The organism is Neochlamydia sp. AcF95, from assembly GCF_018342455.1.
Classification (GTDB): domain Bacteria; phylum Chlamydiota; class Chlamydiia; order Chlamydiales; family Parachlamydiaceae; genus Neochlamydia.
Map to the genome: position 1 here is coordinate 38,717 of NZ_JAEMUC010000041.1, position 16,871 is coordinate 55,587.

12 protein-coding genes and 1 pseudogene are annotated in these 16,871 nt (G+C 36.5%); 10 read left to right on the forward strand and 3 right to left on the reverse strand.

From position 1 onward, the window contains the following. Window positions 1-320: 320 nt before the first annotated feature. Window positions 321-1,001: a hypothetical protein gene (locus NEOC95_RS04105; RefSeq protein WP_213151749.1), complete on the reverse strand. Its 681-nt coding sequence runs from the start codon at window positions 999-1,001 to the stop codon at window positions 321-323. A gap of 104 nt (window positions 1,002-1,105) precedes the next feature. Between NEOC95_RS04105 and NEOC95_RS04110 the strand changes: the two genes are divergently transcribed. Next, entirely contained in the window at window positions 1,106-1,465 is a 360-nt protein-coding gene (locus tag NEOC95_RS04110; RefSeq protein ID WP_166154711.1) for a Spx/MgsR family RNA polymerase-binding regulatory protein, read from the forward strand. A 327-nt stretch (window positions 1,466-1,792) separates the two neighbouring features. Beyond that, window positions 1,793-2,575, forward strand: coding sequence for a glycosyltransferase family protein (locus NEOC95_RS04115; RefSeq protein WP_213151751.1), 783 nt, complete (start codon window positions 1,793-1,795; stop codon window positions 2,573-2,575). A 458-nt stretch (window positions 2,576-3,033) separates the two neighbouring features. Here NEOC95_RS04115 and NEOC95_RS04120 read toward each other — a convergent pair whose 3' ends face one another. Continuing rightward, window positions 3,034-3,513: a DUF6790 family protein gene (locus tag NEOC95_RS04120; protein WP_213151753.1), complete on the reverse strand. Its 480-nt coding sequence runs from the start codon at window positions 3,511-3,513 to the stop codon at window positions 3,034-3,036. Window positions 3,514-4,081: 568 nt separating this feature from the next. Here NEOC95_RS04120 and NEOC95_RS04125 point away from each other — a divergent pair. Beyond that, on the forward strand, window positions 4,082-4,591 hold the full coding sequence (locus tag NEOC95_RS04125; protein WP_213151755.1) for a DUF2147 domain-containing protein: 510 nt from the start codon (window positions 4,082-4,084) through the stop codon (window positions 4,589-4,591). 92 nt (window positions 4,592-4,683) lie between these two features. Here the strand turns inward: NEOC95_RS04125 and NEOC95_RS04130 are convergent, their stop codons facing one another. Beyond that, a complete protein-coding gene (locus tag NEOC95_RS04130; RefSeq protein WP_213151757.1) occupies window positions 4,684-5,682 on the reverse strand; it encodes a phosphatidylglycerol lysyltransferase domain-containing protein in 999 nt (332 codons plus the stop codon). A gap of 502 nt (window positions 5,683-6,184) precedes the next feature. Between NEOC95_RS04130 and NEOC95_RS09395 the strand changes: the two are divergent. The 7 genes and pseudogenes from NEOC95_RS09395 to NEOC95_RS04160 all read left to right on the forward strand — a co-directional run. Further along, window positions 6,185-6,322 (forward strand): annotated as a pseudogene (locus NEOC95_RS09395) (DUF6444 domain-containing protein); the annotation flags it as partial. 496 nt (window positions 6,323-6,818) lie between these two features. Then, window positions 6,819-6,968 carry a hypothetical protein gene (locus NEOC95_RS04135; protein WP_213151759.1) on the forward strand — a complete coding sequence of 50 codons (150 nt, stop codon included), beginning with the start codon at window positions 6,819-6,821 and terminating at the stop codon, window positions 6,966-6,968. A gap of 142 nt (window positions 6,969-7,110) precedes the next feature. Continuing rightward, window positions 7,111-7,287: a hypothetical protein gene (locus NEOC95_RS04140; RefSeq protein ID WP_213151761.1), complete on the forward strand. Its 177-nt coding sequence runs from the start codon at window positions 7,111-7,113 to the stop codon at window positions 7,285-7,287. 426 nt (window positions 7,288-7,713) lie between these two features. Next, entirely contained in the window at window positions 7,714-8,220 is a 507-nt protein-coding gene (locus NEOC95_RS04145; RefSeq protein WP_213151764.1) for a helix-turn-helix domain-containing protein, read from the forward strand. A gap of 964 nt (window positions 8,221-9,184) precedes the next feature. Then, on the forward strand, window positions 9,185-12,745 hold the full coding sequence (locus NEOC95_RS04150; protein WP_213151771.1) for a hypothetical protein: 3,561 nt from the start codon (window positions 9,185-9,187) through the stop codon (window positions 12,743-12,745). Between the two features lie 31 nt (window positions 12,746-12,776). Next, the gene (locus NEOC95_RS04155) at window positions 12,777-14,726 is read left to right on the forward strand and encodes a hypothetical protein (protein ID WP_213151773.1); all 1,950 of its coding nucleotides are present in this window, start codon (window positions 12,777-12,779) and stop codon (window positions 14,724-14,726) included. A 73-nt stretch (window positions 14,727-14,799) separates the two neighbouring features. Further along, window positions 14,800-15,816, forward strand: coding sequence for a hypothetical protein (locus NEOC95_RS04160; protein WP_213151774.1), 1,017 nt, complete (start codon window positions 14,800-14,802; stop codon window positions 15,814-15,816). Window positions 15,817-16,871: the final 1,055 nt, after the last annotated feature.

The window sequence follows — 16,871 nt, forward strand, 5'->3', positions numbered from 1 at the left end:
AAAATAAAAAGATCATTTACGTCTTTAAAGAAGGCGGCCTTATATCATGAATAATGTTTTACTTTTTTTGAGCAGGTTCTTCGTACAATAGCTAGGAGGTAGCCATTTCTCCCTTTATTTTATATAAATACATTTGTGCTTTAGCTGGATTTGAAATAGGGTTAAGGGCATGGAGGTGAGAAAAGTAGGAGGTAGCGAAGCCTTTTTGAATTTATAGGTTTGTACAGGATATCAAAAAGTAATGAGTAAGCTTTTATCCGGATAAACTTCAGGTTGGGTAGGAAAGTAAGATTAGGGAAATAAGGAGATGGGGGAAAAACTTATTTTTGGATAACCAATAAAGCATTATCGAAATGATTTAGTTTGGAAGGAATGATGATTACTTCTATATATTTTAATTGATATTCTTTTCTCAGGTAAGGGATAAGCTTTATAAAAGCTACTCTTGAATGAGCGGTAAGATCTTCAATAATATATATTCCTCCTTCTTTAAGTTTGTGAATACTGTGTTGCAAAAAATTCAGGTTAGCGTCAAATTCATGCAAACCATCCTCGATCATAATATCAAATTGAAGGCCATGTAAATCCTCATTGCTAAACAAATTGTGAATCGAGCTCTTCTGACGTTGGTCACAAAGATAGGTTCTAATCGTTGGAGTCTGAAATAGAATTCTTTGATCTATATCGGCACCGAAAATGTGTGCTTGGGGAAAAAAAAGAGCCCATCCATGCAGCGAAGCTCCAGGGGTGCCTTCTTTTCCCATATTGTAGGGAATATCTGCATAGTTAGTCCCAATTCCTAGCTCAAAAAGATTAATGTTATTATGCCTCCACGGGCCGAATAATTTAGCATACAGAGTGGTGTAGTTGTGCCTTTTATCTCCTTTATCACTGCCATATGAAGTCATGATGGCACATAAGGTCGTCGAGGTTTTATATTCTTGATGGGATAAATATGCATTTACCCATTCTTCCACGGGAATTTTTGCTAATCTATTCATTAGCTCCAAGGGTGATTTTTTTATGTGTAAAACGCAATTCAGACTTTAAAAGATCTTAGAAATAATGTACCATAAAATTTTTGATTTTTTTAAGGGGTCTTAAGATGTCTGTTCTTATTTATCTGCATGTAAAATGCTCTACTTGCCAGAAAGCTTTACGCTTTTTAGATAAAGCTGATCTTTCTTATACAGCAGTGGATATCGTGCAATCTCCCCCTTCTTTAGAGGAATTAAATAAAATGCTCGCTTATTATAAGGGGGATATAAAGAAGCTTTTTAACTCTTCTGGTAGGCTTTATAAAGAACTCCAATTGAGTCAAAAATTACCTTATATGCCTCAAAATGAAGCTTTATCTTTATTGCATGCCCAAGGAATGCTTGTTAAGCGGCCTTTCTTATTAGGGGATGGCATAGGCTTAGTAGGCTTTCAGGAAGAGCATTGGAAGCATGTTTTTTTAAGGTAGCTTAAGCTTTTACCTTGTCTTCATGCATTTTAAGATAATTTATTAATTTTGCTCTTAACCTTATCCTTCTCTCATTCTTAAAAAATTTCTTAGTGAGTAGATCCATTTATACCAATAGGTTAAGAAAACCTTAAAAAAATCTTTCCTATATTTGCAAATATGGACTTTAGAGAGAATAAGACCTACCTCCTACCAAGTTATAGCTTCTTTCCCTCTATGAAAGAGGGATGTAGACTTGTATCTTGATAAAGTTATTTGATGTTTTTTTTAAATAGGCTCTAGTATATGAGCTATAAAAGCTATATCAAAATTTTTTGAGGGTCAACTATGCTTATTACGAAGCCAGGGGATGGTGTTATTGTGGGTACTTCCCATCGTTTAGAGTGGATGCTACCCTGGTGGTGGGCACATTTTCGTCAGCATAATGAGCATCCGGTATTATTTGTAGATTATGGGGATATGTCTTTACAAGCAAAAAACTGGTGCCAACAGCGTGGGGAGTTGATAAAGCTAGAGTTAACTGCTACATTTATGGCCAAAAAGGATCAGATAGACCCTATGCAAGCTTGCCTATGGGAAAAAATGCAGCCTCAAGTATGGGACCTGCGTTTTACCTGGTATAAAAAACCTTTTGCTTTGTTATTGTCACCTTTTAGAAGAAGCCTATGGCTAGATCTAGATTGCCAGGTGCGGGGATCTTTGCAGCCTCTATTTGAAGGGTGTGAAAATGAAGCAGGTTTTGCTGTAGTGGCTGAACATGCACTTTCTCAAGAGTTAAATCTACATAGAAAAATAATTACTCCTGGTCAAATCATGTACAACGCGGGAGTCCTAGCATTTGCTAAGCATTCTAAAATAATTAAAGATTGGGCAGCCCTTGCTGTAGAGCAAAACCATTTGTTTTGTTCCGATCAGCAATTGATGGCCCATATTTTAAATTCGCACCAGGGTTCCTTTACCACGCTTCCTGCAATTTATAACTGGACAGCGGATCAGAAATTTTCTTCTGATGTAGTAATTTTACATCGCTGGGGCGATGAGGGGAAAAGAAATATTGCCAAAATAATGGAGATCTTAACCAGAGAGATGAACTTTAACTTTTCTTTCTAATAATCGGAGGGGCACGCATCACCTCAAAACTTTTTCAAATATAGAAGGGTGAACTTTTTTAAGGGTAAAATATCTTCTTTGCTAAGCCTTTTAAACGATAAAAATAGTGGATTTTAGTTAAATTGAGGCTAGAATAGAAGTTTTTTATACTGTTTCTTCTTCATCTAGTTATTCTGCCCCGCTTACTCAATTTTTTACTCTTTAAAGAGGTCCTATATCTATCCTAAGCAAGCATAAGGATAAAGAAGAAGTTTAGGGTAAGCTTTTTAGCTATAAGAATTTTTCAGGTAAAAGCAAAATCATCCACCGCTCCAGGAAGCAGCAGCCAAAGGAAGCTTATTCTTTTTCTCCTGAAAGTTAGATTTTTTACTTAAACTCTATGACTCTTTTTTCCAAACATGAAGGTGTGAGGGATAATAATGACTAGCACCTATACATCTATCTAACTATTTAGATCTTTAAAATTTATGAAAGGAAGAAAAATTTTTGAGATAGCTTCTCAGCAGAATTAATAGACAGATGGGTATCACCAAGTTACCAAACCATACTAAAATACCGCTATTATAAGGAGCTTTATTATGGTCCAGATAGGAAGCCATGTGTATGCAAAAATTGCCCATCAAAAAAATAGCAGAGCTTAACACGGTGGCCACCCAAAATAAACCCCGGAAATAAAGGGATAGGATCCCTAAGACTCCAAAAGCTAGGTCAGCTACGCCTACTTCCAACTGAAAAGGACTGCCGGGTGGCCATCCAATTAAAGCTGCAATCTGGTCAGACTTGAAAATATGCCCACTAAAAGCAATAAGCTCCATTATTCCAATATTAAAAAAGAGGAGATAGGAAAGTATAATTTCCTGAAGCTCAGCATGTTTAATTAATCTCTGATGGATAAGGGTAAAGACTAGTGCCATTCCAAAAAGTATAAAACCGATCATTTAAGGTCCTTAAGCAAGTAAAAATCAAAAGCCATCTTTAATTTTAATTGATTGGCAAGATTTCTATTCTTTTTGCTCGTTGTAAAATTTTCCTTTCTATAGCTCCTTAAAGCCGTTCTTCTTTTCACGCTAAATTTCTTTCTCCTCGCTTTCTAAAAAAGAGGCTTTGCTAATCTAGGCATACCATATTTTTTTAGAATATCCAAGTAAAAGTAGAAAAAGTTGCTTTTCTTCTCTTTTTGTTTTATCTATAAAATAAAAAGAGGTGCGGGTACTAGAGGAAGCTCTATTCTCCTTACCCAAAAACATAAAATTTTTTTATCTAAATTAAGTTTTCATGTTAAATCCCATCAAAAATGACAAATTAAGCCTTTTGATAGCCTATAGATTAGGATTAGCTTAGACGAGTAATTGCTGAGATGGAATCCTCCATAACATTTAGGCGGGTTGAAAGTTAATGGTCAAATCCATGCTGTTTCCTAGCCTGCGCTTAGTCTAGGCTCTCAACCATACAAATATTTTTAGATGCTTGCTGAAATTATTATAAAAAACTATTGGAGTTGAATATATGAAAAATTTTCTTTTGTTTACCTCGCTTTTTTTACTGATACTTTGCCAAGGGTTCGCGAGCGAGGAAATTACAGGTTTTTGGAAAACCATCAATGAGAAAACCGGCCGGGCAGAAAGCACCATAGCTATCTATGAATATCAAGGGAAATATTATGGACGTATTGTGGCCACCTTTGATGAGCAAGGTGAAATCGCCGATACTATAGATCATCCTCATGACAGAGCCCCAGGGGTCTTGGGTAATCCTTATTATGCAGGCTTAGATATCATTTGGAATCTGCAACAAAAAGGTAACAGATATACCAATGGAAAAATTTTAGATCCTGAAAAGGGCAGAGTGTATGGAGCTGAACTATGGCGTCAAAACGATAAGCTAGTGGTGCGGGGAAAATTGCTATGTTTTGGTAGAAATCAAATATGGTTGTCTCTTAATGAAGATGAGCTAAGGGAGCTGTTCCCGCAAGCTGGCTTGCCCGCCTTTATACCTAACATTCCTAAAGTAAAATAGGCTATCTGCACTTTTTTATAAGTAGCTAAAGAAAATTCTTTAGCTACTCCTCTTTTAATGAATCAATTCTTAAAAAAATTCTTTTTCTTTAATTAAAATCTGGCATTCATGGCGCGCATGAGCCCAAACATATCGCGCGCCATAAATTTTTTATTGGTAAAAAGAAGATGGCTGCTTTCGTAATAGGGCTTATATTTTTGCCAATATTTTCTTTTGCCATCGAGCTTGAACATCCAATTAGCACCTTTAAAAGCCGTTTTGGTAAACCAATTAGAAAAAGCACTTAAGCCGGTTATTCGATCAATTTTATCTAAGGGAACCATACCAAAGGTAAGATAGTGACAATTTTCCTTACGTAACTGTTCTAGTATGGAGATGACAAGGAGCTCAGTGGTTCCTCCTGAAGCCTCTGGCGTGGCCATTAAGAGATTGATGACCCAGCCACCTCTTGCTTCTAATTGATTTAACATGCATTGCCCCACTAAACGGTTTCCTTTAATAGCATAAAACCATCTTTTTCCTGAGCGATTATTAAATAGATGAATATTTGAAAGATAGATTTGAGGCCCTTTCCTGCCCTTTAGCCAAGTTTGCTTAGCTTGTTCCATGGCTTGTTCTAGTTCTGCTTGTGGTGAGGTGTATTCATGAATAGACGTTCCTTCAGTTAAGGCATGCTTAACTTTTTTGCGTAACATCCTTGCATCTCGTCCTGCTGTAGGATCAAGATGAGGATCTACAAAAAAGTCATGTCCCACTTCAATCAGTGCGCCATTATAATGCCGTACCCCCCAATCTCCAAATTCTTGGGAAACTTGAGTATAAACGATATTTTTTTTATGGTTTTTGCAATGCTCTTCAAATTCTAGAGCTAATGAAATTTTTAAAGCAGGATCGCATACAGGCTCACCGAACACAAAAGCGGCACCTGCGGCAAGGCGATAACCAATAAGTCCTTCAGCATAGCGAGAGGTAAAGATTTGGCAGCGCGGATCAAGTAAAGCGATAGAAGGGGAGCCTCCCCAACGTGTGACGTAATCCGCTATTTCCGGGCTGCTAAGTTTTTGTTGAGATGGTAATTCTTGAAGCTGCATTTTTCTTATCCTTGGCTTTTTTTTGCCAACCTAAATTTTAAGAAAGAAATTGTCAATGTAATATTTTAGTTGGGTAAAAGAAGTTTGTATCAAATTGAAGTGTCAAGAATTTTTAGAAATTTTAAAAAGAGAGTTAGAATGCGTGAAAGCTATCTGGAGATTGGGAGCAACGAAGCATGGAAGTAATAAACCCAAATTTTAGCTTTTAATACAAAAGGAGGAAAGTTTTGCAAGTCTTCCACATTTATAAGCTTCTTTTTTTTGTAAATCTTACTGAAGGCTAATGGAGATATTGGCTCCATGAGTTGCCATCCCACAAGATTACTAAATTATTGTTAAGATGAAGGCTTACTTTAGCAATTTGTAAGCAGTCAAGGGGGGGGGATATCAATTATTTTCTGATAAGTAGAACAATTTCTAGAGTTTATGTTTACTTAATCATATATTGAATAGTATGCAGCCATCATACGAGTAGCTATTTACAGAGAATGCGCAGCTTCGAGCTGAAAATACTCAGCTAAAAACCATGATGAATAGATTAGAAAAGGTAATCACCAAGCTTGAAGCGCGCGTTGCTCAGTTGGAAGAACAGGTTAATCAAAGTTCTAAAAATAGTTCCAAGCCACCATCGACGCCTTAAAAAGCTAATCGTTCATCATTACCTACAGCATAAAATCGATCTTATCGTCCTGGCGGGCGCTAGACGTCAACTGCTACCTACTAATGCGATTACATCGCATGAAGTTCGTAGTGTAAACTTTGTCGATGTTGCCGCTTTGCTAGGTATGCAATTGATAAGGTTTTTTCATGGCAGCAGATCGAACTTCCTGAAATTAAACCTTTGGTGCATCAAATAGATTTAGTAACGAGCAGATGCCTTTGCTGCCATCTAGAAACATGGCCTGAACTTAAAGAAAATGAGCAATTCTTGCTCGGCCCTAGGCTGGAAGCCTTTATTAATCTGCTGATGGGCCAACGCCCAAGGTCATCATGCGGCACGCACCATGATTAGTGCCTTGTTGCCTAACATAGCTTTAAGCTAAGGCCTTATTTCTAAAGTTAAAGCTCGCACCACTGCCTTACTTTTTTCGTTTTATGAAACACTCGTTAAAGCAGCTATTACTACAAAGTAGCCTTTGCATCTAAAGGCAACGAGCTGGCGTCACACCGCCACTCATAAACATTTGCTACTACTACGTATAGGAAATGTGATTGCTTATGCATTAAGACCTTATCAAAATGGCGCTACTCTAAAAATATTAGTCGGCCAGGGAATTCATGCTTAGTGAGTGATCAAGGCTAAAGCTATTCATCAAATTAAGGTAAAGATCAAACAATATTGCTTAGCTCATCTGCTCTGTAACATATAAGGGCAAGCAGAACAATTCAACATATCTTTAGATGATGTGCAGCGTTTAGGAAACCTATATGATGCTTTGCAAGAGCTTTTTTAAAGATAGACATCGTTTAGAAAAAGGACAATTAGCCAATCTACTTGGCAGCAGAATGGCTATCTTAATTGGCGTTATATACAAGAAGAATTACAAGCATTGCAGTGCTGGAGTAGTACTAAAAAGCTGCGGAAGTTTTGCCACAAGCTTTTAAAGCAGATCAAACATTTCCGTGCTTACTTGAGATCCTGCTATTTTTATGATCAATAATGCTGCCGAAGAATCTTTAAGAAATCTAGTCATTTCTCGTAAGTTATGCCTAGGCAGCCAGTCTATCTAGGGCAAAAGATGGAGGGAGGTGCTGCATAGCTGTATCTAAGCCCTTTATTGACAAGGAAAATCTATTCTAGATTTCCTAGCAGATGCTATCCATGCCGCTTGTACCAAGCAACCTATTCCTTTAATTGCTTTACATAAGTTTATAAAGATATGCCTTATAATAAGCTTTTTTTTGCTTATATTGTTTTCATTTTTAAAGAAATTTCGTACGTAATAGTAGTTAAAGATATAAAGAGCCTTTTATTAAATTCAAATAAGAAGAATAATTGAAGACAAGAAAAGGTTTGGAAAGGAGGAAACCATGTTTGTAGCTTCTTATCATACAATTAAGGAATTAAATGCTCTGTCAAAAAAGAAAGCCTATGCTAGTTATAGCTTTAAATTAAGAGCAGTAGCCATGGCGATGGAAGGCGAGAGTGCTTCTCAGATAGGAGAAACTCTAGGTTATTGTACAAGTGCTATTCAGAAATGGATAAGAAGATACAATCATCACAGCTTAGAAGGATTAATAGATAGAAGGCCTATAATAACTGGAAGAAAAAGAGCGTTAACACCTGAGCAAGAGAAAGCCTTTTTAGACCGGGTAGAAAAAGGGCCTGGGACTGGCGAGCTGCTCAAGATATTTCACTTAAGCGACCTTCAATTCATCCTAAAAAAAGAGTTTGGTAAAAACTTAACTTTGCCTGGTGTATGGGGAATTTTACGTCGCTTTAGCTGTACGCCCTTGACCTGTCGCCTTCAGCGTTATAAAGCCAATCCTAAGGAACAAAAAAAACTTAAAAAAAGTCGAAAGTCACCCATGCATTAAAGAATCAATCTTCTAAGCTAAAGATCTAAAGGTAGTAGAAGGTTGCATTAAGCTTAGTAGAATAACAATGTACCTAATATTCACCCTTTCTCGCTATTTTCCCATAACCTTTAAGCTTAATCACTCAAAAAACTTATGGTCTTATTTGCTTAGTCACTTTTAATCTAATCGTTCCTACCAGCGTTACACTGAGTTAGAAAAGCAGGCTGTAACTCATTAAAAAATATTTGGTTAAACGAAAAGAGAATAGATAACTTACAAACTGTCTTCTACATCAATTGCGTAAGAAGTTGATTAAAAGTAAGTTGAAAATTTTTTTTATCCCCATATCAACACGAATTTTTTGTTGACAATTTGTTGGGAGGAAGCTGAATATTAATTTATGAAATCAAAGAGATAGATCATGAAAATACTTCAGGCTATCCTAGCAAGTGACTTTAATCATGTGAGCTATTCTATAGAGTCACTTGCTAAAAATTTACTTGATAAGCTTGCTTTCTTCCTAGCGAAAAGAAAGAAAGCATTGTTTACACTATTTCTTATAAACCATTTCTCTCTTTTTATAGATAAGAAAAAAAATAGCAAAGTATCTTGCTTTTCTTATAGCCAGAACGAAAATAAAGCTTTCTACCATTTTCCTTATTGTTTTTGCTTTTCTAAATTTTATTTTATTTGGAAAGTAATAAATTATTATTTCCCTCTTAAAACTTCTCTATTTGCTCAGACAGTTTTTATCCTAACTAGGAGCATATTTCATGCTTTTCTAAAGTTTATGTCTAAGCTAAAGTTGTTAAAAAGAAGAGCTGTAAGGTTAATTAGGCAAAGTACTTATTTGTCTACATGCTTTTACCTTATCATCTTGCGGCCTCCAAAAAATAAAAAAATTATACAAGGCGTATGTGTGTTTAAAAATAGACACTATAATACTGCCTAGGAGAAAAAAAGTTACAAAAAGGGGTAGCATATGACAATTAATCAAAATTATTTAATAAGCCAAAATAGTTTTTACCCCACCTCTGTAGGTAAAATGCTAGCTAAGGAAACTACTTCTAGGAGCAAAGCAGCACTTGAATTCGAAAAAGTGGCTTTAGTGGGCAAGCTAGCAAAAAGCAGTTTAGATACTCCAACTGCAGGTAGGAAAAATAAGATAAAGGGGGGAAATTATATTCAAAGATTGCCGGCAACTAATGGTCAGATAGTTGAATTTACTTATGGTGATAAGAAGAACACCGTTATGGCTTGCATTTTACCTGTTAGGGGTGAGCCTATTTATATTCATCCTAAAAACTTACCTAAAGACCTAATAATTATCCAGAGTGTCGAAACATTTTTTAGCTTTTTTAAAAATGTAAGCGTAAGAATTGTTGCGCTAAACAAAGGTGAATATAAGCTTTATGTTAGCGGTAAACTATTAGGAGGTATGTTAGTTGATTCTGAAGAGACAAGCTCTCCAAATTCTTATCAAAAAGCTTTAAGGGAATTCACCGAGCACCTTTTAGATTTAGCCAATCCTCTTCTCTTAAAAGATATAATAGACAAATTGACGCAAATTTCCCAAGATGTCATAGATTCCAATGAAGGCATAGAAAATCATTTTTCCGAACTGTGTTTACCTCCTGATACGCTGGCTTGCTGGAAAAAATATAATGAAGAAATAATAAATTGGTCCGCCTCAAAACTAGATGAGAAGGAGATTGAGGTAATCGTTCAACATGTCAGAAATGATCTAAGCCAATTAGCTAATCAAAAAAGAGAGAGTGAATATACTCTTTGGGAGCCTTTAGATGTTTTATTTAAACTTCCCGAAATTAGAAAACTGCCAAATGATAACGTTAAGAATATTATCAAGTGTATTAACCAGAGAAATGTGGAAAGGTTACGAAATTGTGTCCTTAGCATGTTGAAGAGTAATCGTGTAACAGAAAGCTTTATTAACGATAAATTAGGAAAAGAGACTATATACACGAACATTAAAATGCTTTTAAGCCAAATAATCGAGAAAAAACCTCCACCAGAGGGGATTGTAGCCAATTGGGATCAAAGGTCTGACTTCTTTGTTAATAAAACTCTTAATTTGGCTAATCCGGAAACAGGAGAGCTTTATACCGGAAGCATTGTAAAATGCTTGCGGAAAGAAAGTGACAATAGCCTTATTTTTTATTTGCACGATCAGTCTGAAATTCACATTGCATCCAATACTCATGCAGTAACAATAATAGAAAATCACTATCATAAATTGTGGTCAGCTATACACAATAACCTTTTAACAAGCCAAGAAACTTTTGAAGTCGAGCTTACACAGGAACAACAAGAAAAAATTAACCTCCAGCCAGGGGTTTATTCCATAAGCTTTCCCAAGTATAGTAATGGCAGTGCTTCATCTTCAGGTAGCTCTAGCAGGATGGAGCTAAGCGATGGAAAAACAAAGGAAAAGAAATATGTTCTTAGTGCTTATTATGAAAAAGATAGTGTCTCTAAAATTGAAATCCAGGAGTTGAAGCGACGGAAGAAAAAATATATCCAGTCGAATACCTATACATGTACACCGTCAGAGTTAAATGGAATGTATGCTGTGAGAAGAAGGGTACAAAAAACTATCTCAGGCATTAATTTAACGAACGCTGATAAGCAGGTTCGTATTAAAGATGAAAAAGATGAAAATAAGCTTAGATTATTTCATCTTAATCAATTAAAAAAACAAACCGATGACCTTCAAACAAAGCTGGTGCAGCAACCTGATCTTTTAGAGCTACTGATCGACAATTTAATCTCACATCAACTTACTGAAGTTGATTGGGAGCTGCTGGCTTCCCAAAAACAAGATTTAGCTGAGCATTTAACGAATATATCTGAAAAATATTCTCAACATTTAAAAATAGCCTATCCGAAAGAAGATATTTTGAAGGAATTAGTAAAAGAAGCCCATTATGCATCTTTTATAGGCAAAAAGGAAAGTTTAAACGTCTCTAAAGCCCTGGAATTATTACGGGAAGCATATCAGCCCATTGATAAGATAAAAGATAAAGAGGTCATCTTCTTCGTAGGTAACACAGGCTCGGGCAAAAGTACGGCGATTAGCTATTTTTTGAGTGTCGCGAGCAAATCCTTTTCTAACGATGCTGATGATAAGGTGTTGCGTGAGGAAGAGAACGAAGAAGCTGAAGAAAAATATCCTACCCTTGGGCATGCTTCAGGTGAGCCTAAAGCTCTTTATAATCAAGTTTATGCAGTTCCTGATTCTTTTTCCCTTGTACTTGCTGATTGTCCCAGATTCAATAATACGCGAGGAGAAGACCATGAGATTCTCGCTAATCTAAGCATTGATCTGGCAGTGCAAGAAGCCAAGCAGGTTAAAGCCATTGTGTTAGTAGTGTCCATCCATGCTTTTTTAGCAGATCGAGCTAATGCAATTATTGACCTTATTGATACAGTCAAAGAAAGGTTTCCTGGTCTTTTTAACCCAGATAAGCTTCAAGATAATCCTAGCGTCTATTTATTGATTACTAAACAAGAGCAAGTGGTTCCAGAAATAGTGGATAAACTTAAAGATGGCACTCGAATTAAAGAACTCCTTAAGGAAACCCCTATGAGAGGTAATATCTGGGAAGTGATCAATCACATGCAAGAGAACAGCCAAGTGGACTTTATCGATATAAATGATGCGTATGAGACAAAAAAAATTTTGGAAAAATATGAGCAAACCTCTCCATGTATTGCTAAAGATCAATATGTGTCCGCCATGCAAAGGAGAGACATGCAGATAAAATTTGGCAAATGTATTAAAGTGTCTATCGATACTTGGGCTAACCGCATCTTTAAGCCCTACTTGCAAATACTTCCTGAATCCATCCAATCTTCAAAAAATGAAATTAGAGAAAAAGAGAAATGCTTAGAAGAGCTTGAAGGGAAAATAGAACATCAGCTAACCACAACAGTTCCATGGTTTGCGCTCAAGCAAATGATAAATTATCTCGTTAAATGGCAAGCTCTCTCTCCAGAGCAACTCCTAGATAAGTATATTAGCAGATACTCTTCCAATGTTTCATCGGATATAGAAAAGATTCCAAGTTGCCAGGAAAAAAAGGAGCTAATAAATACGCCCCTGGATATGAAAAAGTTAAAAGATTTATCTGAAAATTTATCTGACTTAGAAAATAAAGATTCAAATTGTGAGGGAAAAAAGGAGCTACAAGATGCGATCCAAAATTTAAAAAATTTAATAAATTTAAAAGAGATAAAAGATAAAAAGGAGACTATCAAAAGGAAGAAAGAAGAAGAAGAAAAGAAACTTCAAGAGACCGAAAAAAGAAAAAGAAACCTTGCTATCATCATTCAAACTCACAAAGAGATCGCTAAACTTTTAAGAGATTTTTCAGGACTCGGTGTCGGCCAGCCTACTGGAAAAGAGAGAAGCAACCAGAGAAACGAAGTGGCAGAGGCATGTCAAAAGTTTATAAAAATTTATGATGAAAATATTAAAGAATTAGAAAAACAATGCTGCGAAGATCTAAAACTTGCTCAATAAATAAAATGCAAAAGTTTAAGGAGGATTAAGTATGCAAATCATTAATTTTAATGCATTACCTGACAAGGCTGTCCTGCCCATTTTTTACGGACCTAACAATATCACCCCTTCCACCGCTAATATCATTACCAATATTGGCTCGGCTTCTTTAGTTGATTCTAACGGCGTATGTGTTAACACGTATGAGTCTTTGCTTAATGATAAGAAAATTGAGGTATTATACAATAAGCAGACTGGCCTGTCTGCTATTATTCATTTTTTAGATTCTCCAGGCAATGTAGTAAGTAAAAGTTTGTCGCTTCCTTTAAAAGGTATGCCATCAGAATTAATTATTCAGAAGGATGTTAGCCAAATTAAGCGCTTTTTTGAAAATACACACTTAATTGCAGAAAAAGGTGTGGAAGGAAAATATACGCATGTATCAGTCCATATTAGTGGCAAGGGAGGAGGGAACGGAAAGATCCCCTTCCAACCGGGCCTTGCTTTAGGCTGCGTCGTTAGGGGTGAGACTTTGATAAAAATGGAAGAGTATGCGCAAAAAATGGCAAACGAGGAAAGTATTATAGAACAAATCAAGTCTGCTGAACAAAGAATTGACATGTTAGATGCTAAAATCAAAGCTAGAAAGGAGGTAAAAGGCCGAGGTGAAGTTACAAAAGCTCTTAATAACTGTTGGGAAGAACAAATAACGGCGGCAGAAAATCTTATAGATACACTAAGTAAAAAGCTGGCAGAGAGAAAAGATGGCGAGATACCTGCTTTTGAGAATTTTTATCAAACACTTGATTTATCACCTATTGATATGGCTAGATCTCAAATGGAAGTTCTACCGCGAGGCTTTGACAGCCTTCACTATAGTTCTCAATATATTAATATGGAGCAAGAACTTTCTGAGATTCATGATAGAATTGCTCATAGCTCTATTGCTAGCAGCATCTCAGCAAATGGAGGATGGTTGATGTTGGGTGGTAGCGCTTCCCTTTCTGGGGCTAGTGCAACTTCAGAACGCTTGGCTCAAATCAAAAAGGAAGGTATAGCTGAAGGGGTATTAGTGATCAACGCTGTGGCTACCAGTCGCCATGTCCGCTGTTTTACTGATCTCCAGTATAGTAAAAGAAAGTTGCAAGCTCTTCTGAATGCTATGAATAAAAACAATAATGATGAGCTTAAGAAATATGGAATTTCACAGAGAACGGATGGTACAAAGGAAATTTATTTATTAACAGAAGCGGTATTAGGTGGCTCATTCACCGCTCTTGTGACTTTCTCAAATGAATCAAAAATGAATAGAAAATTGGGTGAAAATATCCATGAGCATAGCATCAATACTGCAGCAAAAGGTGGAGGAAATTTCGTAGATTGGGGAGTATCGCTAGGCAGTTCCAATGCCATCCAATATGGAATCCAAGCAGAAAATGATATATTAAGAAGCATAGTAGGCACAAAGGTATCTATCGAAATTATTTCGCAAGGTGCTATGCCTATTTTTGCAGGTGAGATTGTAGAACGTGAGATTATGAAACATGTGGATCTCAATCCTTCGAAATTTGAACTGAGCAAAAAAGATGAAGAAGAGGCAGAAATAATGGCTACTGGTAAGGAAAAAGAAAAAGCCATAGCTGTCTTACAGCGTCGGATGAAAATGGAAAATGCGCAGGTTGCAGTGATGAGTACTTATCGCGGATTAACTTCCTCAAAAGAGAAACAAAATGTTCATTCTACCCAGAGTGTGATGGAAGCTTACGAGAATTTTGTTACCCAAATGACCACTGATCGTGACTGTGGAATACCTATTGGGTTTAACTATCAGATATTAACCCAGAAAGAAATTGAAGAGATATTAGAGGAACTCAGCCCTTCCTTTAAGGATGCAGAGCAAAGCAAGCCAAGCGTAAGCCAAGCAGCGCGGAAACCTGAAAAAGATACAAAAGGAAAGCAATATGAAGGCCAGGCTTCTCAAAAACCCACACAAACTAAATAAATTTTAATCTTTCTGGCGGCCAACTTGGCCGCATTAAATCCACTTAAAATTTTAAAAACTAAGGGAGCCCTATATGAGTGCTATCATAAGTCAAAGAGATGTACTGCCTATGCACTTAGGCTACGCACTGGGAAGCATTATTAAAAAAAGTGATTTTTTATTACCTCTGAAGAATAAAGTCCGTTTAAACTTAGAGGAAGAGCTTGAGAAGGCAAATATCGAAAAAGTTAAGGTGACAAATTCTCCCTCTGAGACAGAAACTATTAAAAATGAGAAACAAACAAACTTAAACATTTTAAACGCTAAGATAAATAAAATTAAGAAAGACTATAATGAGGTATGCAGCAATATAAGTAAGCTGTATGAGTCCCGAAACTTCTTTTCTACTGAAGAAATGCTTCCTATTGATCCCCATTATTCCAAAGTCAAAATTGTTGCCGATCGTTCTTTCTTTTCAGAAAAAATGTCCCATCTTGTTTTTAAAAAGACGGATACTACAGGTACAGATTTGCATAAAAAGATAGAGAGGTTTGTTTCTCAACTGTTTTCTCAAGATGCTCCATCCAGTCTTCTCTCCTCTGGTATGCTTGGGACTGTAACGAATAGTATAGAAAATATGCTAGAGACAGAAAGCCAAATCTATTTAGTAGGCTCTTTTATTACCCTGCCTCACGTCCGAGTTATGGATCCTATCGTACTTAGAAGAAATGCTACGATTAGCAATACGCTAAAAGAACAAGCCAGGGAATATTATGTGTTAGCTGAGGCTGTCTTAGGAGCGGTCTTTTTAGGTTGCGGAAAATATATAACCGGAAGTGGACAGGGTGATAAGGAAGGGGTTGAAAAGCCTGAATCCTTAATGTCCAAGGTCTCTATGATTTCTTATATTAGTCAAGGAGCTATTCCTCGACCTGGTAAAGATGCGGAAGATATAAATATGTGGAATGTATATGCACAATGGAAACAAGTACTACTAGAGGATCCTTTAAGTGGATATCCTATTGGATTTAAAGTTAGAGAACTGCAAGATGTATTTAGTGAAAATAAAATTTCTGTAATTAGAAAAGGGGAAGCCGATACAGGTAGCTAGTTTTTTTTGTTAAGCAAGCGCCCCTCTAAGTCTATTGACAGGCTAAATGCGGGTAATGCTTTTTTTTCAAAAGAGGATAGGAGCATGTCTGCGAAGGATAAAGTCCTTAAATGTGTTCCAGGCAATGCTTGAACTGACAGAGAAGGACTAACTGGCAGGTGGATTAAGACTGCCAGTTTTAACATATTTCGGTAGCTAGGCCCTTACTATCCAAAAATGCTTGCAGGTGTGTTTTGCCAAAGTAAAACTGTCATATATGCGTTCTACTATTATCCAACTCTTTTCTTTGTCTTCTGGCCTTTCCTCAAGACTTATCAGCACTTTCTTTCTTTAATCTGTCGCTTTTTACCTAAATTCATTTTGGCCAATTTACCCAAGCGAGTATACGCTCTACAACCCATCACCTTCACTAAACAAGAATTTGTTGCTTAGTGCTTAAGTTTGCACAGCCTTCAACTAGATGACTTTAATGATCCGACTTACTTTAACAAAGGGTAGAATAATTTGTAGCTGCATGACACTTTTGTCTTTTAAATTGCTGGGTGACCCTTTTTGGGGATGAGCTAAATCACCATAAATGAGCCTTAGCATTGTGAGAGGAGAAGTTTTCCTTTAGATAAGCCGTGGCAGTCTGCTACAGTCTTTTGCGCTTGCTGTATTGGCTAAGGCTCTTCTTAGATTATCTTATGTATCCAACAAAAGATCTTTTGCCCTTCCTTTAGTTTCTTTTGCTACGTCATAGCCTTTGAGCCCCCTTTCTCGCCTAACAAGCTTGCTATCGACAATCGCTATCGCTGTGGTGAAGGTTCTTTTTCTACTTTCTTGAGATGCCTTAATGCGATAAATTCGCTATTTTCCCCTACTCCCATCATTTGCCAGTCTCATAAATGTGGACAGACCATTTGCCATGGAGGGAAATTGTAGGGAAGGGGCTTTATGGCATTATAGGTGGTTTGAAAGATAGCTTTTAATTCTTTAAAACATAGGCGCCATTTTCTAATGTTTTGTTGAAAGCTTAGAATAGGCTTTATTCTTTTTTTTCTTCATTGCTTCAT